Source organism: Mycobacterium asiaticum, from assembly GCF_001673365.1.
GTDB classification, from domain to species: Bacteria; Actinomycetota; Actinomycetes; order Mycobacteriales; family Mycobacteriaceae; genus Mycobacterium; species Mycobacterium asiaticum_A.
Genome location: NZ_LZLS01000156.1, coordinates 142,741 through 166,815 on the forward strand (window position 1 = coordinate 142,741; position 24,075 = coordinate 166,815).

Below are 24,075 nucleotides of genomic sequence, written 5' to 3' on the forward strand. Positions count from 1 at the left end.
CGACTTCGAGTGCGACGGCACCGGACAATGGCAGGGTGCGTGATTGGAAGCGGTTTGCAACTTCTCGGCTGATGGTGGCGGCGGGTTTGGTTGTGATCTCCGCTGGCTGCCAAGCCGCACATGTGGCTTCCCCCGCTGGTCGAGCCGATTCCGGTGCGGCGCTGCCGGTCCGGCCAGCCCACACCACCACTGCGTCGGGCCCGGGCGTGCCGCCTCTGAGCGACGAGGCCCATGCCGCCGGCTTCGTCGATGTGCGCACAGTGGTACCGGACGCCCTCATCGACCTGCGCTACGCGACCACGAACAACTTCACCAAGGTGCAGCTATACCCCGCCGACGCACGGTGCCTGGTGCACCAGTCGATGGCGCCCGGCCTGGTTGCCGCCGCGAACGCGCTGCGGCCGCAGGGCCAGGTATTGGTCTTCTGGGACTGTTATCGCCCGCATGACGTTCAGGTCAAGATGTTCCAACTGGTGCCGGATCCCAACTGGGTGGCGCGCCCTACCCAGTACGCCACCAGTCACGAAGCGGGCCGCTCCGTCGACGTGACGTATGCCGGTGCCGCCGCGCCATGCCCGTGGGAGCGACTCGTCAGCGGCATCTGCACGGCCGAGATGGGTACCGACTTCGACGAGTTCTCCTCGCGTGCAAACGCTTACGCGACACAGGATGTCAGCCCCGCCGCCCAGGCCAACCGCAAGCGGCTGCGCGATGCGATGAGCTACGGGGGCTTGACCGTCTATTCCGGCGAGTGGTGGCATTTCGACGGTCCCGGGGCCGGTGTCGGCCGTCCCATCCTGAATGTGAAGGTTGACTGATCTCAATATATGAGATGATGGTCTCGTATTGTGAGTGGTCAAGCTATGCTGATCCGGTGAGCCAGCAACATCGAGCCGTCTACACCCACGGACATCACGAGTCGGTGCTGCGCGGCCACCGCCGGCGCACCGCACAGGATTCGGCCGGCTATCTGTTGCCGCACCTGCAAAGTGGGTTCAGGCTGCTCGATATCGGTTGTGGCCCAGGGACAATTACCGTCGACCTGGCTGAGCGGATCGCGCCGGGGTCGGTGACCGCCGTCGAACCCACCGAAGATGCTTTGGACCTTGCGCGCGAAGAAGCCACCCGGCGCAATGCGACCAACGTCTCGTTCGTCGCTTCCGACGTGCACGCACTCGAATTTCAAGACGGCAGTTTCGATGTCGTGCATGCCCATCAGGTGCTGCAACATGTCGCCGACCCGGTACAGGCGCTGCGCGAAATGCGACGGGTATGTGTGCCGGGTGGTCTCGTCGCGGTGCGCGACGCCGACTACGGCGGGTTCATCTGGTACCCGCGGCTCGCTCCACTGGACCGGTGGCTAGAGCTCTACCAGCGCGCGGCCCGCGCCAACGGCGGCGAACCGGACGCTGGGCGACGGTTGCTGTCGTGGGCCCGGCAGGCCGGGGTCACCGAGATCACGCCGACGGGCAGCCTGTGGTGCTACGCGACTCAAGAAGACCGAACGTGGTGGGGTGACATGTGGGCCGACCGGATCCTGCAGTCGAAACTGGCAGGGCAGTTGCTGGACGCCGGTTTGGCGACCGGCGCCGAACTTGAAGAGATCTCGGCGGCGTGGCGAGAGTGGGCGACCGACCCGGGCGGGTGGTTTGCCATCCCGAACGGTGAAATCCTTTGCCGCGCTTGAAAGTTGCCGGGCGTCAGCGGGAGTTGAGGGCGTTGCGGGTGAAGTCGGCGGCTTGGTTGGCCATCCCGTTGTCCCGGTAGGTGCTGTGCGCGGCGCGGTCGCGCCCGCCCGGGAAGCACACGGGATCTCCATCAGCGCACAGTTGCAGGGTCTTGGCGGCATACAGCGGGCCGATGTTGATCGGGGGCGCGCTGCGGTCGACCAGATGCAAGAACCATTCCGACGGGGCGGCGAACAGCACTACCGCGGCGACCTTGGGGGCAACAGTCGCGGGCATCGGCCCGCTTACCCCCGGGGGCAGAGCAACGCCGTCTGGAACGGAATCGGAGGTGGTGTAGGCGGCCACGGCCGCGCCTTGGGAGTAGCCGCCGAGCACGATTTTGGTGTTCGGGCAGTTCGCGGCGCTGCCCTCGATCTTCGTGCTGGCATCGGCGACGCCGTCCACCGCCGTCGCAAAGTCCAGTGATGCCGGGTAGTTGACGGGATCCACGGCGATCGTCTTACCGGGTAGGCGGGCGTTCAGCGCATCGATGAATGCCTGCCCGGTCGCGCCGACACCGGGCGCCTCAAAGGTCCCGCGGGCGAAGACAACATTGACATCAGGACAGCCCGGATCGGCGCCGGCACGCGCTAGCGCGCCGGGCGATCCCGCCAACGCGGCGATGGATGCGACGACCGCGACCAGCCAGGTCGTCGTGCGCAGGCTCGATAGGCAACAGGATCCGATGGTGCGCAAGGTCGGCTCTTTTCGTCGACGAGGGGGACTTCGCCGATACGAACCTGCGGCAGGGACCGTTTGTTCCCCGCCAGCTTCTCGCCGGCTGCTGCAGTGAGGGTAATTCAACTGTGGCGCAGGCGCAGGGCGGGAGAACGGGGTCGCGCGAGTGCGTTCTTGCGGTATTTGTGCAGGTAACGGAGCCGGTACGCGGCGGATGAGCCGGTTATCGCGCCACCAAGGCTGTGCTCATCGTCACATGGCTGCAGCTGCGGCACCGGAGTAAATCCGCTGCTGCGCAACACAGCTCGCGGATCAGTCGCCACGCGCCTCGGTTTGTTGCAGCACGTGCTGCACGTCCGCGTCTTGGGCGAGCTGCGCGAGGTCTAGCCGGGACGCCAACTCTTGCACGTCCAGGCGGGCAATGATCGCATTCAAGTCGATCCTGGCCACCAGGGCATCGATGTCGAGTTGCGCCACAATGGCGTTGATATCAAGGCGGGCCAGGAAGGCGTCAAGATCGATGCGCGCGACGATCGCAGCGATGTCCAGCCTGGCCATGATGGCGTCGATGTTGATTCGCCGCACCAATCTGTCGAGGCTCTTGGCGTCGCGCACCACGGCATCGACGAGCCCGTGCAGAGCCCGCTCGGCCTCCTTTCGCTGCCGGCGAAGCAACCCGCCGACCACGGGCAAGGTTCGGTGGGTCTGATCAGACTCGTCGGCCATAGCGGCATTCTGCGCCAAATGCCGCCGTAAACGAAGTCCTGCCTGGCCGCAGTTACCGGCGTAACCAAGCATCTGGCCAGGTCAACTTAGTGGTATTGGCATTCTCTTTTTTTGCAAGTACGTTATTCACCGATGGATAACGCAGCCCAGACCCCATCGGGCATCCCGCTGGCGCCGGTATACGGCCCAACGGATCGGCCCACCGAGCCTCCGCCGCCGGGGGAGTTCCCCTTCACCCGGGGTAACTTCGCGTCCGGATACCGCGGCAAGCTGTGGACCTTCCGCCAGTACTCCGGCTTCGGCACCGCCGAGGAGTCCAATCGTCGCTACCGCTACCTGCTCGAGCAGGGCGGCACCGGGCTGTCGGTGGCCCTGGACCTACCCACCCAGTGCGGATACGACTCCGACGATCCCGACTTCGGTGAAGAGGTCGGTCGGGTCGGCGTCGCGGTCGACACGCTGGCCGACTTCGAGATCCTGTTCGACGGCATCCCGCTGGACAAACTCAGCACCAGCATGACCATCAACGGCACGGCGGCCATCCTGCTGGCGTTCTACGTTGCCGCGGCGGAACGCAAAGGAATTCCGCGGGCCAAACTCACCGGGACCATTCAGAACGACATCCTCAAGGAGTACGCCTCGCGCGGCACCTGGATCTGGCCGCCGGAGCCGTCGCTGCGACTGATCGCCGACACCATCGAGTTCTGCGCGGCCGAGGTGCCGCGATTCAACGCAATCTCGGTGGCAGGAGCGCACTTTCGGGATGCCGGAGCCACCGCGGTCCAGGAGATGGCGTTCACCCTGGCCGACGGCGTCACCTATTGCGACACCGTCGTGGAACGTGGCCGGATGACGATCGACGAGTTCGCGCCGCAGATCTCGTTCTTCTTCTACACGCACGGCGACTTCTTCGAGGAGGTCGCCAAATACCGTGCGGGACGGCGCCGTTGGGCCACGATCGTGCGGGAACGCTACGGGTCCAGCAAAGACAAGGCGTCGATGTTCCGGTTCGGTTGCGTGTGTGGCGGCGCATCGCTGTATGGGCCGCAGGCGCAGAACAACGTGGTGCGAGTCGCTTACGAAGCGATGGCGGCGGTACTCGGTGGGGTTCAGTCGATGTTCACCGCGGCCTGGGACGAGCCGTTCGCGCTGCCCAGCGAGGAGTCCACCACGCTGGCGTTGCGCACCCAGCAGATCCTGGCCTATGAAACCGGTGTCACCCAGGTCGCGGACCCGCTGGGCGGGTCCTACTTCGTCGAGGCGCTCACCGATGCCACCGAAGAACGCATCATCGAAATCATGGCCGACCTCGAGCAGCACGGCGGCATGGTCAGCGCGATCGAGGATGGCTACCTGCAGGGTCTGATCGCCGACGAGGCATATCGAATCCATCAGGACATCGAAGGGGGTACGCGTCCGGTGGTCGGGGTCAACAGGTTTGTCTCCCAAGAGCCCGAACCAGACGTCGTCACCTACGAACTCGACGCCGAGGGCCGTGATCTGCAGCTCAAACGGCTGGCAAAGGTAAAGGCCGAAAGGGACAGCGGCGCAGTAGAATCCGCTTTGGCCGCATTGTCGCGCAGCGCCGAGGGGACCGACAACTTGATGCACAAGCTGATCGACTGCGCCAACGCGTACTGCACGGTCGGCGAAATGGTCTCGGCGCTCAAGGCCGTCTGGGGCGAATTTCAGCAGCCGGTGGTGTTCTAGATGGCCGCCCGAATTCTGGTGGCCAAGCCGGGTCTGGACGGGCATGATCGCGGCGCCAAGATCGTCGCGCGCACGCTGCGCGACGCCGGCTTCGAAGTCATCTACACCGGTATCCGGCAGCGCATCGAAGACATCGCTTCCATCGCGGTCCAGGAAGACGTCGCCGTGGTGGGCTTGAGCATCCTGTCCGGAGCGCACCTGACCTTGACCGCCCGCACCATCGAGGCGCTGCGCCGCGCCGACGCCGCCGATATTGCCGTCGTCGTCGGCGGGACCATCCCGCATGCCGACGTACCCAAGTTGCTCGCCGCCGGTGCCGCGGCGGTATTCCCTACCGGGACGGCGCTTGATGTCCTGGTGCGCGAAATCCGTTCGCTCACGGGCACACCCGAGCCCACCCAAGCAGTAGTGGAGGAACCGTGCGCGTCGGAGTGATGATCGGCGCCGAGCGCGGCGATATGACCCGCAAGGTAAGCAAGCTCGCTGCTGATATCGAATGGGCCGAATCCGCGGGACTGGATACCGCGTGGATGCCGCAGGTGCCCGACGACTTCGACTGCCTGACCATGGTTTCGTTGATGGCGGCGCACAGCTCACGTATCGAGCTGGGCACCGCAGTGGTGCCGCTGCAGGCTCAGCACCCGATTGCTCTTGCTCGTCAAGCGCTTTCGACTCATGCGGTAGCCGGTGGCAGGCTGGCGCTGGGCATCGGACCGTCGCACCACTGGATCATCCGTGACATGCTCGGCCTGCCGTATGAGAAGCCCGCCGCATACACCCGCGACTACCTGGAGGTGCTCAACGCGGCCATCGCCGGGCCGGGACCGGTTGACGTGCAGAACGATTCGTTCACGGTGCACAATCCGACGGTGCTCGGGGCCGAAACGCCGATGCCAGTGCTGGTCGCCGCGCTAGGGCCGGTGATGCTGCAACTCGCGGGAGAGCTGGCCGACGGCACCGTGTTATGGATGGCCGACGAACGCGCGATCGGTGATCACATCGCACCGAAGATCACCAAAGCCGCCGCGGACGCCGGCCGTCCCGCCCCGCGCATCGTCGCGGGTATACCGGTATGCCTTTGTGCGCCTGATGAAGTCGAGCAGGCCAAAGAGCGGGCCAATCGTATCCTGGGTGAGGCTGAGGTGTCGCCCAACTACCAGCGCCTGCTGGAACGCGGTGACGCCCGAGATGTCGGCGATCTGTGCGCCGCCGGTAGTCCGGAGCAGATTTTGGCCCGGATGCGACGCTTCGCCGACGCCGGTGTGACGGATCTTTCGGTGCGGCTGTTGCCCATTGGCGACAATCGCGATGAGCTGATCGCCTCCAAGCGCCGGACGCGGGAGATGATCGCCGGGCTGGCCGCGGAGTTGCGGTGAGCAGACGCGCGCCGTTGGCCGGCATCCGGATCCTGGAAGTCGGCACCATGCTGGCCGGTCCGTACGCCACCATGCTGCTCGCCGATCTCGGCGCTGAGGTCACCAAGATCGAACCGGCCGGCGGCGAAATCTCCCGCGAGGTCTCCGATAGCTATTTCGGCAGCCTCAACCGCAACAAGTCGAGCCTGTGTCTGGACCTGAAAAGCCAAGCGGGACAACAACGGCTGGGTGAGCTTGTCGCGGAGTCGCACGCGCTGCTGGTGAACCTGAAGCCGTCGGCTATCCGCCGGCTCGGACTGACCTACCAGGAACTGCGTCGGCACAACGAGAAGATCGTCTGCGTGGCCATCACCGGCTTCGGGCTGGACGGCGGTGACGATCCGGCGTTCGACTACGTCGTGCAGGCCGGCGTCGGTATCGCCGCGTTGACCGGTGACCCGGACGGCCCGCCGACACTGCCCGGCTACTCCTCAGCCGACAACTCCACCGGAATGTGCGCCGCGCTAGGGCTTTTGGCCAAAATCGTCTCAGGTACCGGTGGGCAGGTGGACGTTTCGCTACGCGACGTGATGTTCTCCCAGCTCAACTACCACGCCGCCGCATACCTCAACGACGGCATCGAACCGCAACGCCGGCCATACGGCGCACATTCGTATTACGTTCCCGCGCAGCTCTTCCCAACGGCTGAAGGTTACCTGGCGTTGTTCGTCACGCACGACGGGTTCTGGAAATCCTTTGCCACCGAAGCGGGTATCGGTGGCTTCGAGACGATGGCCGAGCGGGTGGCCAGGCGAGACGAGGTGCTGGCCATCGTCACGGCGATGCTGGCGACCGACAGCGCCGTCAGCTGGGAGCAGCGGCTGCGTCCATTGGGGGTGCCGGCGGCGGCGGTTCGAAGCCTGCCCGAAGCGCTGGAGGCGACCCCGGAAGTTGTTGTCAGCGCTGGGGATATGCGACTTGTAGGCAGCCCGATCAGGGTCAGCGATTACCAGCCTGACTACCGCCCCGCGCCCGCTTTGGACGACGCCTCCCCACGCTGACGAGGCGCTTGCCACTAGGTTTGGCGGCGCGGCGGGTGCGGGTCAAGCCACCGTCGCCCCGGTCAGGTGTGCTTCGGCAAGCTTGCGGAAGGCCAACACCAATCGACTCCGGTCGCCGGCGCGGGTGGCTAAGACCACATGGCTGGGTTCCACACCTTCGAGGGGGACAGTGGTGATGTCGGGCCGCAGTGTGTTCCCGGAAATACCGACCGAGATTGCGACCGCCTGCCCTGCCGCAATGGCTTCGAACTTGTCCTCGAGCGCTTCGATGAACGGACCGTCTGGTGCCCGACGACCAGGCCGATCATTTCGGCTTCCTCGGCCCGTTCGTGTCAGCCGACAACCCAACTTCAAATGCGTTGATGCGCAAGGAGCTTGATTGGAGCCCGCAAGGACCCGGGCTGATCGAGGACCTTGATGCAGGTCATTACTTCCGGCAATCGGAAGTGCCTGTGCAGCAGGCGTTCTAGTCCTCGGGGTGGTAGTCGGTGATCACTTCGAGCAGCCGAGGTATCGGCGGGGGATCGAGTTGCAGCGCACTGGACATGGTCAGCTTGGCGCCGCGCATGCCCTGCAATACCGCCTGCAGGTCGTCTCCTTCGATTTCGTAGAGCGCAACGTAGGGTCCTTCACCGTTGACTGGCCGCAACCGGCGTGCCGAGACGATTCCGTCCAAAGCCACCAGTTCCGCCAGGTGGACCCCGTCGTACCAGGTGTTGTACTCCTCTTCGCGGTCCGGCGAGCTGGGGTAGGTCTCGACGTAGATGATGCCTTTGGCCATGCTCGCTGCCCCTCCAGTGGCTACTCGTACTGCACGGTGATCGGTGTTGCGTCCGGTATGCCCTGGCACGTCAGAATGTAGCCGTCGGCCACCTCGTCGTCGTCCAGCGCGTCATTGATCCGCATGGTCGCGGTGCCTTCGGTGAGCCTGGCCATGCAGGTGCCGCAGTTGCCGGCTTCACAGTTGAACGGTGGGTCCAGTCCGGCCCGGCGCGCGCTCTGCAGCAGCGTCTCACCGGCCACCACCGGCACCGTGACCTTTTTGCGGGCGAGGTGAATGGTTATCGTGCCGGGCTCGCTCATGACCGCCTATCCAAGACTGAGTCGTGCACTTTGCGTTCTTCACTATAGAGAATACTATTCTCACCAGACGATAGGATCTTCTCACGAATGGTGGAAGGACGAGACGTGACCCAACCGGCCGCGCTCGTGTTCGAGGATCGGCACTTCAGCCGGCCTCAGCTCGACGCGCTGACCGGCGGGTTGGCCACGACCCTGCGTGCGCGCGGGGTCCGCGCGGGACAACGGGTCGCGGTCATGGCGTCCAACCGACCGGAATTCATCGCCGCCGTGCAGGCGCTCTGGTGGCTGGGGGCGACCGCTGTCCTGATCAGCCCGGCCTGGAAACGCGACGAAGTGGAGCATGCGCTGGGTCTGACGGATCCGACCGACGCCGTCGGCGACCATCCGGTGCTGGCCGGGTTGATGCCGATGCTGCACTTGGACGAACCGTTCGCTGCCGGTAGGTCGACGCCCGGAAAGCCGGCACCGGACCGCGATGCGGTGCTGGTGTTCAGTTCCGGGACCACCGGTCTGCCGAAGGCGGTTCGGCACACCCACGCCTCGCTCGACACGGCCGTCCGGCAGTGGCGTGAGGCACTGGCGCTGACCGAGCGCGACCGCATCCAGGTCGCCACGCCGCCGTCGCACATTCTCGGTCTGCTCAACATCCTCACCGCGTTGCGCACCGGCGCATGGTTGCGTCTGCACCCCCGCTTCGACGTGGGCCGGATGCTCGAGCACATCCAAACCGACCGCATCACAATCGAAATGGCCGTCGCGCCGATCGCGCTGGCCATCGCCTCTCATCCGGACCTCGAGTCCTACGACCTGACGTCGTTGCGCTACATCATGTGGGGTGCGACACCGGTGACGGCCAGCATCGCCGAGACGGTGACCAGGCGTACCGGCATCGGCTGGGTCCCGGCCTACGGCACCACGGAGTTGCCCGTCATCGCGTGCAACCCGCCCGGTGATGCGCGACTGGATTCGGTGGGGCGCGCGGTACCCGGCGTAGAACTGCGGGTCGTCTCGCTGCAAACCGGCGAGCGGGTCGGCCCGGGGGAGGTCGGCGAGATCCAGGCGCGTTCAGCGTCGCTGATGGCGGGCTATCTGCCGGCCGAGGCAACCCCAGAAGCGTTGTGCGACGGCTGGTATCGGACCGGGGACGTCGGATGGCTGGATTCCGACGGCTGGCTGCGCATCACGGACCGCCGCAAGGAAATGATCAAGGTGCGCGGATTTCAGGTCGCGCCTGCCGAAATCGAAACCGTGCTGCACGGCCATCCTGCGGTGCGCGACTGCGCGGTCTTCGGCGTTCCCGACGGCGCCAACGGCGAGGCCATCGTCGCCGCTGTCGCGACCCACACCGAGGTCGTCGCTAGCGATCTTGCCGGCGAATTGGAAACCCGCGTGGACGCGAAACTTGCGTCCTACAAGCGCTTGCGGCGAGTCGTGTTCGTGGCCGAAATTCCGCGCCTGCCTTCCGGCAAGGTGCTGCGTAGAGTGCTCAAGGAGAGCTATGGATGTACGTCTGACAGCTGAACAACAGCAACTACGTGACGCCGCCGCCAAGATGGCCGACGACCTCGGTCCGGCTGCGGTCCAGGATCTGAGTGACCAGAGCCGAATTTCCCGCCTGGACCGCCAGATTCAGCTGACGGGCTGGCGGTCGCTGCGTTCGGACGGCGCCTCGGGTGTCGAAGTGGCAATAGTCGCCGAGGAATTCGGACGGCGACTGGTTGACGCGCCTTTCCTCGGGCCCGTGCTTGCCGACGATCTTGGTCGGCATCTAGCAGACTCGCCGATCGGCAAAGCGACAGTCGCCGTGGATGACTTGGCCGTCGACGTCCGCGGTTATCAACGCGCCCTTATGCTTTCGGGCACAAGCGTGCTCACGGCCGAGGTCGGGGATGCCAGCACGGGTGCGGACCTGACCAGATCGTGCTCACAGATCCAGGGAGCCCCGGCGCCGCTGGGTGAGGTGGGCGGTGATGTCGCCGAGCGATGGCGGGCGCTGGCACTGGTGGTCACCACGGCAGACCTGGTGGGTACCGCACGCGGCGCGCATGCCGTCGCCTGTGACTACGCGAAAATCCGTGAGCAGTACGGCAAACCGATCGGTTCATATCAGGCCATCGCGCATCTGCTCGCCGAAAGCCTGGCACTGATCGAGGGCTCGGTGAGCATACTGCGTCACGCCGCTTGGGGGGTCGACGAACTCGATCCGGCCGAGGCCGTCCGGGCCGCCCGGGTCGCGAAAGTCTACTGCGCCAGAGCCACCCGAACCGTGTGTGAAACCGCCATACAGGTGCATGGCGGCATCGGTAACACCTGGGAGTGTCTGGTGCACGTGTATCTGCGCCGGGCCTTGACGTCGACCGAGCTGTGGCCGGTCAGCTTGAAGGAGGTGGGCCGTGGACTTTCGTGACTCCGCGCCGGAGGCCGAGTTCCGGAACCGGCTGCGTAGCTGGCTTGCATTGCACGCCAAAGAGTTCGGCGGATCCGGAGACGAGTATTGGGCGCGCCAGGCGGATTGGCATCGCGCCCTCTATCAAGAGGGATTCTTCGGGCTGTCCTGGCCGCGTGACTACGGCGGCTGGGAGCTGCCACCGGTGTATGACGTCATCGTCGACGAGGAACTCGCGCGCGCGGGCGCTCCGCCACGCCCCAGCGTCGGTTACCTGGTGATGGGGATCGGCCGTCACGGCAGCGACGAACTGCGACAGCGCTTTCTGCCCGGCATCATCAACGGCACCGAACGCTGGTGTCAGGGTTTCAGTGAGCCCGGCGCTGGATCGGACCTGGCGTCGCTGACCACTACCGCTACCCGTGATGGCGACGACTATGTCATCCACGGTCACAAGATCTGGACCAGCTACTCCGATGTCGCGGACTGGTGTCTGTTGCTCGCCCGCACCGACCCCGAGGCCAAACGGCACCGTGGTCTGTCGGCATTCGTCCTGTCGATGAAACAGCCTGGCGTGCAACAGCGCCCGCTACAGATGATCAACGGAGTCACCAACGAGTTCGGCCAGGTGTTCTTCGACGGTGCGACGGTCCCGGCGGATCGGATGGTCGGGGCTCCCGGTGATGGCTGGGCGGTAGCGATGACTGTCGTCGGACACGAACGCGAACCCTCCACACTGGGTTACGCGGCCCGGTACAACAAACTCGTCGCCGAACTGGTGGACCGCACCGACGGCCCGGTGCACGACGACCTGGCCTGGGCTTCGGTCCAGGCGGAGATGTTGACCCACCATGTGCGGCGTCGGTTGTCCGAACAACTCGACGGCGTATCCCACGGTCCGGAAGGCTCGTTGGACAAATTGCTGATGACGTGGGTGGAACAGTCCGTCGGCCATGCCGCGTTGGCCGTCGGCGGTACACGTGACTCGGATCTGCTCAGCGCCTATCTGTACAGCCGCGCGCAAAGCGTGATGGGTGGAACGTCGCAGATACAGAAGAACATCATTGCCTCGCGAATCCTGGGATTGGGAGTCTGACATGTACGACATGCCAAGAGAAATCGACGTCCGCGCCGAAGGGCCGTTGCGGATCATCACGTTGAATCGCCCCGATGACCTCAACGCGGTCAACGACAATCTGCATGTGGGCCTGGCGCGGCTCTGGCAGCGGCTGACCGATGATGCGTCCGCGCGGGCCGCGGTGATCACCGGTAGCGGCAAAGCGTTTTCCGCCGGTGGGGATTTCGCGTATCTGGCCGAATTGGCCGAAGATGCGGACTTGCGCGCCAAGACGATTCGCGACGGCCGTGAGATCGTGCTGGGAATGGCCCGCTGCCGGATTCCGGTGATAGCGGCCGTGAACGGCCCGGCGGTCGGGTTGGGATGCAGTCTGGTCGCGCTGAGTGACATCGTCTACATCGCGCCGGACGCCTTCCTCGCCGACCCGCACGTGCAGGTGGGTTTGGTGGCGGCCGACGGCGGTCCGCTGACCTGGCCGCTGCACATCAGCCTGCTGCTGGCCAAGGAATATGCGTTGACCGGCACCAGGATTCGGGCTCAGCGGGCAGTCGAACTCGGGCTGGCCAACCATGTGGTCGACGACCCGTTCGCCGAGGCGGTGAACTGCGCGAAGCGCATCATGGAGTTGCCTCAGCAAGCTGTGGAAAGCACCAAGCGGGTGCTCAATATCCATCTGGAACGTGCCGTGCTGGCCAGTCTGGACTACGCCTTGTCGGCCGAGAGTCAGTCGTTCGTGACCGAGGACTTCCGCACGATCGTCCGCAAGCTCAACAATTGAACCGGCCGCGAATCGAACCGCACTGCGAGTTATCGCTGGGAATCTCGCCGTGCGGTTCGGCTCGCGACATCAGAGGTCGTGTTGGCGCAGAAAGTCGCGCATCACCGCGTCGAAACGGTCGGGTTCTTCGATGAACGGCAAATGTGCGCTGTTTTCGAAGAATTCGAAGCGCGATCCGGCGATGCGTTCGTGCATGTCCCGCATGTGCTCGGGTGAGCACTCGTCGAACCGGCCGGCGAGCAGCAGGGTGGGCAACGTGATCTCGTCCAACCGGTCGACGACATCCCAGTCCCGGATGGTCCCGACGATATGAAAGTCGCTGGGGCCGAACATCGTTTCGAAAATCTCCGTGCCCATGTTCTGGAACGCCTCGTAGAGATCTCGCGGCCAGGGCAGCGATCGACACAGGTATGTCTCGTTCCAGGTGGTGATCGCGGCCTGGTACTCGGGGGAATTGGTGGTCCCGGCGGCTTCGTGTCGATCGATGGCGTCCTGGGTCGCCGGGTCCAACTCGGCCTTCAACCGGATGACGTTTTGCGCGAACAGGGGTATGGATGCGGCGCTGTTGGAGATGGTGAAGGTGACGGCTCCCGATGGCACGTCAAGCACGAACTGCTGGGCCAGCATGGCGCCCCAGGAGTTGCCGAAGAGGTGGAAGGCGTTGAGCCCCAACGCCTGGATGACGGCCGCCATTTCGGCCACCGAGCGCTCCATGGTCCACAGATTGGTGTCGGACGGGCGGTCAGAATTTCCGCAGCCGAGCTGATCCCAGAAGATTACTTCGCGCTCGTCGGCCAGCCGCTGCAGCGAACTGAGGTAGTAGTGCGGCAATCCGGGGCCGCCGTGCACCACAACAAGCGGCAGCCCGGGGCCGCCGCCGACGCGCTTGAACCACACCGTGCCACCGGGAACCTCGATCCTGTCCATCTAGCTACCTTCCCTCCCCGCGCGAGCAGGCGCAAAAGCACCCCTTCTCGGCACGAAAAGGGTGCTTTTGCGTCTGCTCGCGCAAACTGGAAAAGTATGGAGCCGTGCCCGTCGATATGACCAACCGCTAGCACCGTCATGGATGTCGCCGAGTTGATCACCAACGCGCGCAACGGTTCTCCGCGCGCGGCCGGCCGGCTGCTGAGTCTGGTCGAAAGCGATCGGCGCGACGAGGTACTGAGTGAAATCGGGCCTGGCGCCACGGTCCGCGTCATCGGTATCACCGGCCCGCCCGGTGCCGGCAAGTCGACGACGGTCGCAGCGCTCGTGGGCGCCTATCGCAAGCAAGGTCGGCGGGTCGCGGTGTTGGCGGTGGACCCGTCCTCGCCGTTCAGCGGTGGTGCACTGTTGGGCGATCGAATTCGAATGACCGCGCATATCAACGACTCCGACGTGCTGATCCGTTCGGTGGCCAGCCGTGGCCATCTCGGCGGCCTGGCTGCCGCCGTTCCTGCTGCCATCCGACTGCTGGGTGCCATCGGCTATGACGTAGTGCTGCTGGAGACAGTCGGCGTTGGGCAGTCCGAGATCGAAATCGCCGCAGTCGCCGATCCCACCGTCGTCATCCTCAACCCCGGTGCGGGCGACGCGGTACAGGCCGCAAAGGCGGGTCTGTTGGAGGTCGCCGACATCGTGGCGGTCAACAAGGCCGACCGGGACGGCGCCGAACAGACTGTGCGGGATCTGCGCGCGGAAACCAAAGCCCCGATAGTCAGCCTGGTCGCGGTCCGCGGCGAGGGCCTCACGGAACTGGTCGACGCGATCGAGGCGCACCATCGCGCGGACAATCGCGCCCGCCGATTGGCCCGGGCCCGGGCGCAGATCTTGTCGCTGGCGCAATCCCGGTTGCGTGGTCGAACCGATCTGGATCGACTTGCCGAGTCGGTCGTCGACGGACACGGCGACCCTTATAGCGCCGCCGAACGACTGCTGTCACCACAGCCACCTGACGATTAGTCCAACAGCCCCTGGCGCATGGCTTCGGCGACGGCTGCAGCGCGATCGCTGACGCCGAGCTTTTCGTACAGCCGCTGCACGTGCGTTTTGACGGTCGAGGGCGCCACATACAGTTCGGCCGCGATCGCTGGAATGCTCAGGCCGCGGGAGATGCGATTGAGCACCTCGCGCTCGCGCGCACTGAGCACCGGCGCGTTCGGGGCGGCGCGCTGACGAATCTCCCCAGCCAGGCCGCCGGCCAACGACGGCGCCACCACATCACGGCCCTTGGCGCAATCGAGCACGGCTTTGACGATCTCGGTACGCGTCGAGTCCTTGAGCAGGAAGCCGGCGGCGCCCTGTTGTAGCGCCTGATACACGATCGCCGGTTCGTCGTGCGCGGAGATCAGCAGCACCCGGGTGGGCAGGTCTTGGCCGCGAACCGCCGCGGCGACCTGCGCGCCGTCCATCCCGGGCATCCGGTAATCCAGCAACGCGACATCGGGTCGGTGCGCCTTGATCAGATCGAGGGCGGCCGCCCCGTCGTCTGCTTCGCCGACGACGTTGACCGTGCCGCTTAAGGAGAGCGCGCGCACCACGCCTTCGCGGAACAACGGGTGATCATCGGCGACCACCACGCGCACTTTCTCGGGCGTCACAGCGCCGACCATGGCGAAAGTGTAGCGGCTGTCCGCAAACTCCTTGGCAATTCGACGCGCCCGTCTCTTCGGGCCGGCATGGGTACGGTGGGCGGGTGGCGATCAGCGACGTAGAACTGGAACGGGTGCGCAGCGTGCACCGGATGCGCTCCTATCGAATCGCCTCGGTGCTGCGAATGGGCGTCGTGGTCCTGATGATCTCGGCGATGCTCATCGGCACCAAGCGTTCGGAGTGGGCTCAGCAAAGCGTCTTGATCGGCCTCTACGCGGTTACCGCGGTGTGCGCACTGGTGTTGGCGCACGGGGCCTTACGCGCCAGGGTCGGCATGGGAGCGCTGACCGGGATGCGTCGGTGGGAGCCGTTCGTCTTCACCGCGATCGATGTGGTGGCGCTCACCGGTTATCAGTTGCTGTCCAGCGACGGGATTTATCCGCTGCTGATCATGACGCTGCTGCCGGTGCTGGTGGGCCTGGACGTGTCGACTCGACGGGCCGCGGCGGTGTTGGCCTTCACGCTGGTCGGTTTCGCGCTGGCCGTCGTGCAAGACCCCGTGATGGTGGCGGCGATCGGTTGGCCCGAAGCTGTGTTCCGGTTTGCTCTGTATGCGTTCCTGTGCGGTACGGCGTTGGTGGTGGTGCGTATCGAGGAGCGTCACGCACGTTCCATTGCCGGACTCAGCGCGTTGCGGGAGGAGTTGTTGGCCCAGACCATGACGGCGTCGGAGGTGCTGCAGCGGCGCATCTCTGAGTCCATTCACGACGGAGCGTTGCAGGATGTGTTGGCCGCACGCCAGGAACTGATCGAGTTGCAGCTCGACGATCCCGACGACGATCGGGTGAATCGCGCGCTGCTCGGGTTGCAGAGTGCATCGGAACGGTTGCGGCAAGCCACTTTCGAGCTGCACCCCGCGGTGCTCGGTGAGGTCGGACTGGGGGCTGCGGTGCAGCAGCTGGCGGGGTTCACCGCCCAGCGGTCCGCCATCACGGTGGCCACCGAAGTCGACTATGCGCTGCGCAACGAGATCGATCCGATCGTGTTCGGGGTGGTGCGGGAGTTGTTGTCGAATGTGGTGCGCCATTCGCAGGCCGAGAACGCCGTAGTCACCCTGGCTGTCGCCGATGGCAAGTGCACGCTGAATGTGTCCGACGACGGTGTGGGAGTCAATGGTGACACGATGGCGCGGCGGTTGGGGGAAGGACATATCGGGCTGGCTTCGCACCGGGCCCGCGTCGACGCCGCCGGTGGGACCTTCGTCTTTCTGGATGCCCCCACCGGCACGCACGTGCGCGTAGAGGTACCCCTCAAACCCTGACCGATTTTTTCGTCGCGGCCGCGTAGCCGGCGCGATACCCGAAAACCATTGCCGGACCGATGGTTCCGCCCGCACCGCCGTAGGCGCGTCCGGTGACCCCGCCCATCGCGTTGCCGGCGGCGAACAGCCCGGGTATCGGCTGCCCGTTGACATGCAGGACGCGGCCGTCCTGGTCGGTTCGCGGTCCGCCCTTGGTGCCCATCGAACCTACGCAGATGGGCACCGCGTAGTAGGGGGCAGTCTCGATGGGCCCCAACGTCTTTCCGGCCAGCGTGGTAGCACGCTCGTCACCCCAATAACCGTCGTAGGCACTGGAACCGCGCCCGAAATCGGGGTCGGCGCCCGCGGCGACGTTGCGGTTCCACTGCTCGATGGTTCGGGCCAGTCCCGCCGCGTCGATGCCGGTCTTGGCGCCGAGTTCGGTCAGGTCGGCCGATTCGCAGAACCAGTCCGGCACCGGCGCCCCCGGTGCGATACCGAGAAATCCGTAGCGGTTCAGGTGATCTGAGTCGAAGACCATCCACGCGCGATCGTTGACGTAACCCCCGCGCGGGGCGAGGTAATGGAACGCGCCGGCCATCGAGTTGTATTCGCCCGCCTCGTTGACGAATCGGCGTCCCGCCTGGTTGACGATGATGCTGCGGGGTCGGGTGCGTTCCAGTCGTACGCTGCGGCTGCGTTGGTGGCCCCGGATGGTGTCGTCGGGTATCTGGACGATTGGTACCCACCATGCCTCGCCCATGTTCGCCAGGTCCGCGCCGAGCGCCATCGCCATGCGCAGCCCGTCGCCGGTGTTGTTCGGTGGTGAGACGGCGCCGTGCATGGGTCCGCGCAGAAAAGCCTGTACCAGCAACGGATCCCACTCGAATCCGCCGGTGCCCAAGATGACGCCGCGACGGGCCCGCACGTCGATGCTGCGTTCTGGTCCGGCGATCCGCACGCCCGCGACGCCGGCGGCATCGACGATGAGTTCGGTGGCCCGGGCGTTGGTGCACGGCGCGACTCCGATGTCCAGCAGACCTTTGAGTAGTCCGGCGATCAACGCGGTACCGGCCACGCAAAGGTTTTCCGCATCGGCATGCGCGGCGTGCAGTCGGGCTCGGGTCTCGGCGTCGAATCCGACATTGGACCAGTCGGCCGGGAAGGCGGTGATCCGGGTGGCCCAGTCGCCGATCTGGCTGAGATCGAACGGCGCCGCGCTCAGCGAGCGTCCACCGGCGGGTTGTCCGCCGGGCAGTTCGGGCTGGTAGTCGGGGAAGCCGGCCGCGATCTCGAAGCGCAGGCTGCTGTGCTTTTCGACGAAGTCGAGCATCGACGGACCGGTGCGCACGAACGTTTCCACCAGCTCGTCGTCCATCGAACCGAACGACTGCGCGCGCAGGTACCGCATCGCGTCGGCCACCGTCAATTCCCTTTCGGAACAACGGTTGTGGGCGGGAATCCAGGCAATTCCACCGGAGACGGCGGTGGTCCCACCGACGGTTTCGGCCTTTTCGAACACCTGCACCGTGGCACCGGCGGCGGCTGCCGACAGCGCCGCGGTTAGGCCGGCGCCCCCGCTGCCGAGCACCACGACGTCGTATTCGTGGTCGTATTCGTGGTCGTATTCGTGGTCGTATTCGTCCTTCTTGCCCCGTGCCATTTTCGGCGTCCCTTCAGCTCAGCAGCGCAGACAGCTGTTCCGCGGCCCTGACAACGGCGTCCTTGCCGCGCATCACCACGTCCTCGCGGTGCGAGATCAGATTGATACACGTCGGCGGCGACGGCGCTGGGCGGTGGACCGGCACCGCCAGGCCGTAGGTGTTGGGTTCGATCTCCCCATGGGTAGTTACCCAGCCGCGCTGACGTACCGCGGTGACCAGTTCGCGTTCGCTCGGACGGGGCGGCATGCACGCCAGCAACGCGATTCCGGCGGCACCCCGGTCCAGTGGGTAGCGGCTGCCCTCGCGGAAGGCGAGTTGATATGCCACCGCGGTGGGCACGATCACGGCGAGCGCCACCTGCTCCTCGCCCTCGGCAACCAGCAGGGAAACCGTGGTGCCCAACTCGTCGGCGAGCGAGCGCAGCGTCGGTAGGCAGAGTTGGCGCACGTTGTGGTCGAAGGAGGCGCCCAGCGTTGCCAGCCCGGCGGCCGGGCGGAAGCGCCCGTCTTCCCCTTTGGTAACCAGGCGAAACTGGGCCAAGGTGGCCAGCAGTCGGTACGCGATGGTGCGGTGCACGCCGACCTGATCGGCAACCTCCTGCATGGTGAGCCCGCCCGTGGAAGCCGCCACCAGTTGCAGGGCGGTCAGTCCTCTGGCCAGCGTCTGGGAACCCGTCACGCTCTTGACAGACCCCCAACCGAGAGCGAAGCTCTATATATAACGCACATCAGTGTGCGATATTAGCACACAGAATAGTCGAAAAACGAGAACGAGATTTCCCCGGGAAGGGACCGTGGCCGAATTCGAAAGCGTCTGGAGTGACCTGCAAGGCGTGCCTTTCGAGCAGGGATACCTCGACGCCGAAGGGGTGCGCACCCGCTACCTACGGGCGGGGGACTCGACCCAGCCGGTGCTGATCCTGTTGCACGGATCCGGCGGTCACGCCGAAGCCTACGTCCGCAACCTGGCCGCGCATGCCGAACACTTTTGGACCTGGTCCATCGACATGCTCGGGCACGGTTACACCGACAAGCCGGGCCATCCCCTCGAGATCCGCCACTACGTCGAACATCTGATGGCCGTGGTGCGCAGCATCGGAGCCGACCGCATCAAGCTGAGCGGGGAGTCGCTCGGTGGCTGGGTCGCCGCGCGCGCCGCGATCGACCACCCCGACGTCATCGACCGGTTGGTGCTCAACACTGCCGGCGGCTCTCAGGCCGACCCCGTGGTGATGAAGCGGATCGTCACCCTGTCGATGGCCGCTGCCGAAGACCCGACCTGGCAGACCGTGCAGGCGCGCATCAAGTGGTTGATGGCGGACAAAACGAGAGATTACGACGACCTCGTTGCCAGCCGCCAGCGCATCTACCGGCAGCCGGGATTCGTCGCGGCGATGCGCGACATCATGGCGCTGCAGGACCCGGAGATCCGGTCCCGAAACCTGTTGGGGCCGAACGAGTACGGGTCTATCACCGCACCCACATTGGTGTTGTGGACCAGCGACGACCCGACCGCCGACGTGCCCGAGGGTCGTCGCATCGCGTCGATGATTCCCGGCGCCCGTTTCGAGGTGATGCCGGGTTGTGGTCACTGGCCGCAGTACGAGGACGCCAAGACGTTCAACCGTCTGCATCTCGACTTCCTGCTGGGACGCTGATGACTAGCACCGACGGCGATGCGCCGGACACCGTCGATGTGCTGGTGGTCGGAGCCGGTCCGGTTGGACTGACCCTGGCCAATATCCTTGGCCTGCAAGGTGTGCGGACATTGATCGCCGAGGAGCGGTCGTCGCTCATCGACTATCCGCGCGGGGTGGGACTCGACGACGAGGCGCTGCGTACCTTTCAGTCGATCGGTCTGGTGGACCGCGTGCTGCCGCACACCGTTCCAAACCAGATCCTGCGGTTTTACGACGCCAAGCGCCGGGTGCTGGCCGAAATGGCGCCTCCGGACGCACGATTCGGCTGGCCCAAGCGCAACGGCTTTGTGCAGCCGCTCGTCGATGCCGAATTGCTGCGCGGGCTGGACAGATTCGACCACGTGCAGGTCCGGTGGAACCGTCCGATGCTCTCGTGCGCACAAAACTCCGACGGGGTAACGGTCGAACTCGGCGGGGACACGCCGCAGTCAGTGCGGGCCCGCTACGTTGTCGGTTGCGACGGCGGCCGCAGCATGACCCGCGCCATGATGGGCGTCTCCTTTGACGGCACCACGTCGGCGACCAGATGGTTGGTGGTCGACATCGCGAACGACCCCTTGGGCCACCCCAATAGCGAGGTCGGGGCCGACCCGGAACGTCCGTACGCCTCGATATCGATCGCGCACGGAATTCGTCGGTTCGAGTTCATGATTCACGCGCACGAGTCCGACGAACAGGCCGAGGATCCGGCATTCCTGACCCGGATGCTGGCGCGGATGGTTCCCTATCCCGAGCGGGTGGAGGTGATCCGGCGTCGGGTCTACACCCATCACTCGCGTATCGCGGGGGCCTTCCGCAGCGGCCGGATGCTGCTGGCCGGGGACGCGGCGCACCTGATGCCGGTATGGCAGGGACAGGGCTACAACAGCGGCATCCGAGATGCCGCCAACCTCGGTTGGAAGCTGGCCGCGGTGGTGCGCGGACTGGCCGGCGAGGCGCTGCTGGACACTTACGATATGGAGCGGCGCAAGCATGCCCGCGCGATGATCGACCTGTCCACCATGGTCGGTCGGGTGATTTCCCCCACCAACCGTAGAGTGGCCGGTGCTCGGGATGCTCTGATCCGATCGGCGTCAATTGTGCCCTCGCTCAAGCGATATGTGTTGGAGATGCGGTTCAAGCCGATGCCGCGCTACGAGCAGGGTGCGGTGGTCCATTGGGGCGCCGCGCCGGCCGGGACGCTGTTCGTCCAACCGCGAGTCGACACCCGGACTCAGCGCAACATTCTGCTCGACGAGGTGTTGGGCCCTTGGTTTGCCGTGCTGTGCTGGAACAACAACCCGCGAAAGATCCTCGGTGAAACGGCATTCCAGGCCTGGAAGGCCTTGGGCGCCCGCTTTGTCGCGTTGCGGCCCTCGACCCAGCTCGACTGGAGCGGGCAGGATGACCCCGACGTCATCATCGTCGGCGACTGCACCGGCGGCCTCAAAGCCTGGTTCGACACGCATCAGGAATCGGTGGTGTTCCTGCGCCCCGACCGTTGCATCGCCGGAGCCTGCATCGCCCAGCGGTCACCCGAGCTGAGCGCCGCTTTGATAGAGGCCCTTACCCTCACACCGGGAGGGGGTGAATTCGTCGATGCCACTGGCTCTTTGCTGTATGTCCCACAGCCCGCTTCTGAATCTTCCGGGGCCGCCGCGGGATCTGCTTGACCAGGTCGAGGCCGCTATCGCGCAGGCGCGCGACTTCGTCACCGACTACGACCCGGAACTCGTCGTTACGTTCGCCCCGGACCACTACAACGGCTTCTTTTACAAGGTCATGCCGCCGTTCTGTATCGGCATGCAGGCCAACGGGGTTGGCGACTACGGCACCCACGCCGGTCCACTCAACGTCGCCGCGGAGATCGCCGAGCAATGCGCGAAGGCCGTCTTGGCCGCGGGTGTCGACGTCGCGGTCTCGGCCAGCATGGACGTCGACCACGGCACCGTGCAACCGCTGGAGAAACTGTTCGGTTCCGCGACCGATCGGCCGGTGCTGCCGATCTTCGTCAACGCCGTCGCGGTGCCGCTGGGGCCGCTGCACCGCTGCCGGGCATTGGGTACCGCCGTGGGTGAATTCGTGGCCACCCTGGACCGCAGGGTGTTGCTGCTCGGATCGGGCGGACTTTCGCACAGCCCACCGGTGCCGACCCTGGCGACGGCCGCACCGGCGCAGCTGGACCGGATCGTGCACGGCCAACCCATGACCACCGAACAGCGCCAAGCCCGTCAGACCCAGGTGATCGAGGCCGCCAAAAGCTTCGCCGACGGCAGCAGTGGCCTGCAGGCGCTGAACCCGGCCTGGGACCAGCGCTTCCTGGACGTCGTCGACGGCGGCCACCTCACCGACCTCGACCAGTGGTCGAATTCGTTCATCACGCACGAAGGCGGCAGCTCCGCGCATGAAATCCGTACCTGGGTAGCGGCTTTCGCGGCGATGGCGACGGCGGGCCCGTACCGGACCACCGTGCGTTACTACAAGCAGGCCGCCGATCTGATCGCCGGCTTCGCCATCCGTACGGCGGTGCCGGCATGAGTTCGGCTACTGGCGATTTCGACCACGTGGTTGACGTGCTCGTGGTTGGGTCCGGCGGCGGCGGCATGACCGCCGCGTTGACGGCGAAGGCGTCCGACTTGGACACGCTGATCATCGAAAAGTCGTCACACTATGGTGGTTCCACCGCGCTGTCCGGCGGGGGCATCTGGGTCCCGAATGCGCCCGCGCAACGTAGAGCGGGCTACGCGCCGTCCAGCGACGGCGTGTTCGAGTACCTGCGGCAGATCACCGACGGTCTGGTCAGCGACGCACGGCTGCGCCAATATGTCGACTCGGCGCCCCAGATGCTGGAGTTCCTGGAAGGGCTCAGCCCGTGGCTCGAATTCGTTTGGAAGCCAGGGTATGCCGACTACTACCCGGAACTGCCCGGCGGTTCTGAGCTCGGCAGCACGATCAACGTGCCGCCCATTGACCTGCGCGTGCTCGGCGACGACGAGCAGAAACTGCTGCAACCGCTGGCGCTGGCGCCGAAGGGAAGCTGGCTGGGCCCCAAGGAGTTGCGCTCGTTTTACCGCATCCGGCAGTCTTGGGCCGGCAAAGGCGTACTGGTGAAACTGGTTTCGCGGATGGTGCGTGCCAGGGTATTCGGCGAGCGGATGGCCGCGATCGGTCAGTCGCTGGCCGCACGGCTGCGACTTGCTGTGAAAGACTGTGGGATTCCGCTCTGGCTGGACACGCCGATGGTCGAATTGCTGACCGACGCCGACGGATCGGTCAGCGGCGCGCTCGTCGACCGAGGTGGCAGACAGCAACGGGTCGGCGCCCGGCACGGGGTAATTCTGGCCTCCGGTGGCTTCGACCATGACATGACCTGGCGCAAGGAGTTTCAACCGGCGATCGATCAGGACTGGAGCTTCGGCAACCCGGCCGCGATGGGGGACGGTATCCGGGCCGGCCAGCAAGTGGGAGCCGCCGCCGACCTCCTGGATGAGGCATGGTGGTTCCCGGCCATCCAATGGCCCGACGGGCGAATGCAATTCATGCTCAACGAACGGATGATGCCGGCGCAGTTCATCGTCAACGGCGACGGCAAGCGGTTCATCAACGAAGCCGCGCCCTACATGGACTTCGGTCACGCCATGATCGAGGGCCAAAAGACCGGTGTCACGCACATCCCGTGCTGGCTGATCACCGACCACCGGTCCTTCAATCGCTATGTCGTCGGGGGGCATCTGCCGATACCGAAGATCCCGGGTGCGCCGGTGCCCACCGGGCGCAAGGTTCCCAAGGCCTGGCTGGAATCCGGCGTCGTCAAGGCCGCCCAGACGTGGGACGAGATGGCCACCAAGATCGGCGTACCGGCGCAGCACCTTCGGGCCACCGCCGGCCGATTCAACGAATTGGCCCGCAACGGCCACGACGACGACTTCAACCGGGGCGACAGCGTTTACGACAACTACTACGGTGACCCGACGCTGCCCAATCCCAACCTCTACCCGCTGGGGGAGCCGCCGTACTACGCGTTTCGCATCGTGCTCGGTGACCTGGGTACCTCCGGAGGTCTGCGCACCGACGAGTTCGCCCGCGTGCTGCGGCCGGACGACACGCTGGTGCCGGGCCTGTACGCGGTGGGCAATACATCGGCGCCGGTGATGGGCCGCAGCTATGCCGGCGCCGGTGCGACCATCGGTCCCGCCATGACCTTCGGCTTCGTCGCCGCGAAATCCATTGCCGAACAAAAAGCCATCCAGACCCTTAATTCCCATAGGAGGTAGCAG

General features: G+C 65.6%; 25 protein-coding genes and 1 pseudogene. 17 read left to right on the forward strand and 9 right to left on the reverse strand.

Features of this window, described 5'->3' with window-relative positions:
* Positions 1–71 precede the first annotated feature (71 nt).
* Together A5634_RS16970 and A5634_RS16975 are read left to right on the forward strand one after the other, a co-directional pair.
* The gene (locus A5634_RS16970; RefSeq protein ID WP_081290486.1) at positions 72–818 is read left to right on the forward strand and encodes a M15 family metallopeptidase; all 747 of its coding nucleotides are present in this window, start codon (positions 72–74) and stop codon (positions 816–818) included.
* Between the two features lie 17 nt (positions 819–835).
* Positions 836–1,687, forward strand: a complete 852-nt coding sequence (locus A5634_RS16975; RefSeq protein WP_437339983.1) for a class I SAM-dependent methyltransferase — start codon at positions 836–838, stop codon at positions 1,685–1,687.
* 13 nt (positions 1,688–1,700) lie between these two features.
* On the opposite strand, the gene A5634_RS16980 is transcribed toward A5634_RS16975, so the two are convergent.
* Positions 1,701–2,414: a cutinase family protein gene (locus A5634_RS16980; protein WP_437339984.1), complete on the reverse strand. Its 714-nt coding sequence runs from the start codon at positions 2,412–2,414 to the stop codon at positions 1,701–1,703.
* 303 nt (positions 2,415–2,717) lie between these two features.
* Complete coding sequence (locus tag A5634_RS16985) at positions 2,718–3,131, reverse strand: hypothetical protein (protein ID WP_065145186.1); 414 nt, start codon at positions 3,129–3,131, stop codon at positions 2,718–2,720.
* Positions 3,132–3,263: 132 nt separating this feature from the next.
* On the opposite strand from A5634_RS16985, the gene A5634_RS16990 reads away from it, so the two are divergent.
* From A5634_RS16990 to A5634_RS17005, 4 genes are read left to right on the forward strand one after another with little or no spacing between them, the layout of a single operon-like run.
* Positions 3,264–4,841, forward strand: a complete 1,578-nt coding sequence (locus tag A5634_RS16990) for a methylmalonyl-CoA mutase family protein (protein ID WP_065145187.1) — start codon at positions 3,264–3,266, stop codon at positions 4,839–4,841.
* Entirely contained in the window at positions 4,842–5,276 is a 435-nt protein-coding gene (locus A5634_RS16995; protein ID WP_065145188.1) for a cobalamin B12-binding domain-containing protein, read from the forward strand.
* A complete protein-coding gene (locus A5634_RS17000) occupies positions 5,261–6,217 on the forward strand; it encodes an LLM class F420-dependent oxidoreductase (protein WP_065145189.1) in 957 nt (318 codons plus the stop codon). The genes A5634_RS16995 and A5634_RS17000 overlap by 16 nt, the downstream gene beginning before the upstream one ends.
* Entirely contained in the window at positions 6,214–7,257 is a 1,044-nt protein-coding gene (locus A5634_RS17005; RefSeq protein WP_065145190.1) for a CaiB/BaiF CoA transferase family protein, read from the forward strand. The genes A5634_RS17000 and A5634_RS17005 overlap by 4 nt, the downstream gene beginning before the upstream one ends.
* 42 nt (positions 7,258–7,299) lie before the next feature.
* On the opposite strand, the pseudogene A5634_RS29545 reads toward A5634_RS17005, so the two are convergent.
* Positions 7,300–7,554 (reverse strand): annotated as a pseudogene (locus A5634_RS29545) (LysR family transcriptional regulator); the annotation flags it as partial.
* Between A5634_RS29545 and A5634_RS28305 the strand changes: the two are divergent.
* Positions 7,542–7,727: a hypothetical protein gene (locus A5634_RS28305; RefSeq protein ID WP_065145191.1), complete on the forward strand. Its 186-nt coding sequence runs from the start codon at positions 7,542–7,544 to the stop codon at positions 7,725–7,727. The pseudogene A5634_RS29545 and the gene A5634_RS28305 overlap by 13 nt on opposite strands.
* Here the strand turns inward: A5634_RS28305 and A5634_RS17015 are convergent.
* Positions 7,724–8,038, reverse strand: a complete 315-nt coding sequence (locus A5634_RS17015) for a DUF4286 family protein (protein ID WP_065145192.1) — start codon at positions 8,036–8,038, stop codon at positions 7,724–7,726. The two genes, A5634_RS28305 and A5634_RS17015, sit on opposite strands and share 4 nt — an antisense overlap.
* 20 nt (positions 8,039–8,058) lie before the next feature.
* Positions 8,059–8,340: a 2Fe-2S iron-sulfur cluster-binding protein gene (locus A5634_RS17020; RefSeq protein WP_065145193.1), complete on the reverse strand. Its 282-nt coding sequence runs from the start codon at positions 8,338–8,340 to the stop codon at positions 8,059–8,061.
* A 105-nt stretch (positions 8,341–8,445) separates the two neighbouring features.
* Between A5634_RS17020 and A5634_RS17025 the strand changes: the two genes are divergently transcribed.
* Genes A5634_RS17025 through A5634_RS17040 form a run of 4 tightly spaced genes read left to right on the forward strand, consistent with a single transcriptional unit; the run spans position 8,446 to position 12,582 of the window.
* A complete protein-coding gene (locus A5634_RS17025) occupies positions 8,446–9,861 on the forward strand; it encodes a class I adenylate-forming enzyme family protein (protein ID WP_065145263.1) in 1,416 nt (471 codons plus the stop codon).
* Positions 9,839–10,747: an acyl-CoA dehydrogenase family protein gene (locus A5634_RS17030; RefSeq protein ID WP_065145194.1), complete on the forward strand. Its 909-nt coding sequence runs from the start codon at positions 9,839–9,841 to the stop codon at positions 10,745–10,747. The genes A5634_RS17025 and A5634_RS17030 overlap by 23 nt, the downstream gene beginning before the upstream one ends.
* On the forward strand, positions 10,734–11,822 hold the full coding sequence (locus A5634_RS17035) for an acyl-CoA dehydrogenase family protein (RefSeq protein ID WP_065145195.1): 1,089 nt from the start codon (positions 10,734–10,736) through the stop codon (positions 11,820–11,822). Before A5634_RS17030 ends, A5634_RS17035 begins: the two co-directional genes overlap by 14 nt.
* Before the next feature lies 1 nt (position 11,823).
* Positions 11,824–12,582 carry an enoyl-CoA hydratase/isomerase family protein gene (locus A5634_RS17040; RefSeq protein ID WP_065145196.1) on the forward strand — a complete coding sequence of 253 codons (759 nt, stop codon included), beginning with the start codon at positions 11,824–11,826 and terminating at the stop codon, positions 12,580–12,582.
* 69 nt (positions 12,583–12,651) lie between these two features.
* Here the strand turns inward: A5634_RS17040 and A5634_RS17045 are convergent, their stop codons facing one another.
* On the reverse strand, positions 12,652–13,509 hold the full coding sequence (locus A5634_RS17045) for a proline iminopeptidase-family hydrolase (protein ID WP_065145197.1): 858 nt from the start codon (positions 13,507–13,509) through the stop codon (positions 12,652–12,654).
* Between the two features lie 138 nt (positions 13,510–13,647).
* Here A5634_RS17045 and meaB point away from each other — a divergent pair, with 138 nt between their 5' ends.
* Complete coding sequence (gene meaB, locus A5634_RS17050) at positions 13,648–14,526, forward strand: methylmalonyl Co-A mutase-associated GTPase MeaB (protein ID WP_065145198.1); 879 nt, start codon at positions 13,648–13,650, stop codon at positions 14,524–14,526.
* Here the strand turns inward: meaB and A5634_RS17055 are convergent.
* Positions 14,523–15,176, reverse strand: a complete 654-nt coding sequence (locus tag A5634_RS17055; protein WP_065145199.1) for a response regulator — start codon at positions 15,174–15,176, stop codon at positions 14,523–14,525. The genes meaB and A5634_RS17055 overlap by 4 nt on opposite strands.
* Before the next feature lie 131 nt (positions 15,177–15,307).
* Here A5634_RS17055 and A5634_RS17060 point away from each other — a divergent pair, with 131 nt between their 5' ends.
* Positions 15,308–16,477, forward strand: a complete 1,170-nt coding sequence (locus tag A5634_RS17060) for a sensor histidine kinase (protein WP_065145264.1) — start codon at positions 15,308–15,310, stop codon at positions 16,475–16,477.
* On the opposite strand, the gene A5634_RS17065 is transcribed toward A5634_RS17060, so the two are convergent.
* Both A5634_RS17065 and A5634_RS17070 read right to left on the reverse strand, forming a co-directional pair.
* Positions 16,467–18,119 carry an FAD-dependent oxidoreductase gene (locus tag A5634_RS17065; RefSeq protein ID WP_065145200.1) on the reverse strand — a complete coding sequence of 551 codons (1,653 nt, stop codon included), beginning with the start codon at positions 18,117–18,119 and terminating at the stop codon, positions 16,467–16,469. The genes A5634_RS17060 and A5634_RS17065 overlap by 11 nt on opposite strands.
* Positions 18,120–18,132: 13 nt before the next feature.
* On the reverse strand, positions 18,133–18,798 hold the full coding sequence (locus A5634_RS17070; RefSeq protein WP_065145201.1) for an IclR family transcriptional regulator: 666 nt from the start codon (positions 18,796–18,798) through the stop codon (positions 18,133–18,135).
* Between the two features lie 115 nt (positions 18,799–18,913).
* Here A5634_RS17070 and A5634_RS17075 point away from each other — a divergent pair, with 115 nt between their 5' ends.
* From A5634_RS17075 to A5634_RS17090, 4 genes are read left to right on the forward strand one after another with little or no spacing between them, the layout of a single operon-like run.
* Positions 18,914–19,777: an alpha/beta fold hydrolase gene (locus A5634_RS17075; protein ID WP_065145202.1), complete on the forward strand. Its 864-nt coding sequence runs from the start codon at positions 18,914–18,916 to the stop codon at positions 19,775–19,777.
* Complete coding sequence (locus tag A5634_RS17080; protein WP_065145203.1) at positions 19,777–21,471, forward strand: bifunctional 3-(3-hydroxy-phenyl)propionate/3-hydroxycinnamic acid hydroxylase; 1,695 nt, start codon at positions 19,777–19,779, stop codon at positions 21,469–21,471. The genes A5634_RS17075 and A5634_RS17080 overlap by 1 nt, the downstream gene beginning before the upstream one ends.
* Positions 21,419–22,336, forward strand: a complete 918-nt coding sequence (locus tag A5634_RS17085) for a 3-carboxyethylcatechol 2,3-dioxygenase (RefSeq protein WP_065145204.1) — start codon at positions 21,419–21,421, stop codon at positions 22,334–22,336. Before A5634_RS17080 ends, A5634_RS17085 begins: the two co-directional genes overlap by 53 nt.
* Positions 22,333–24,072, forward strand: a complete 1,740-nt coding sequence (locus A5634_RS17090) for an FAD-binding protein (protein ID WP_065145205.1) — start codon at positions 22,333–22,335, stop codon at positions 24,070–24,072. The genes A5634_RS17085 and A5634_RS17090 overlap by 4 nt, the downstream gene beginning before the upstream one ends.
* The last annotated feature ends 3 nt before the right edge of the window (positions 24,073–24,075 follow it).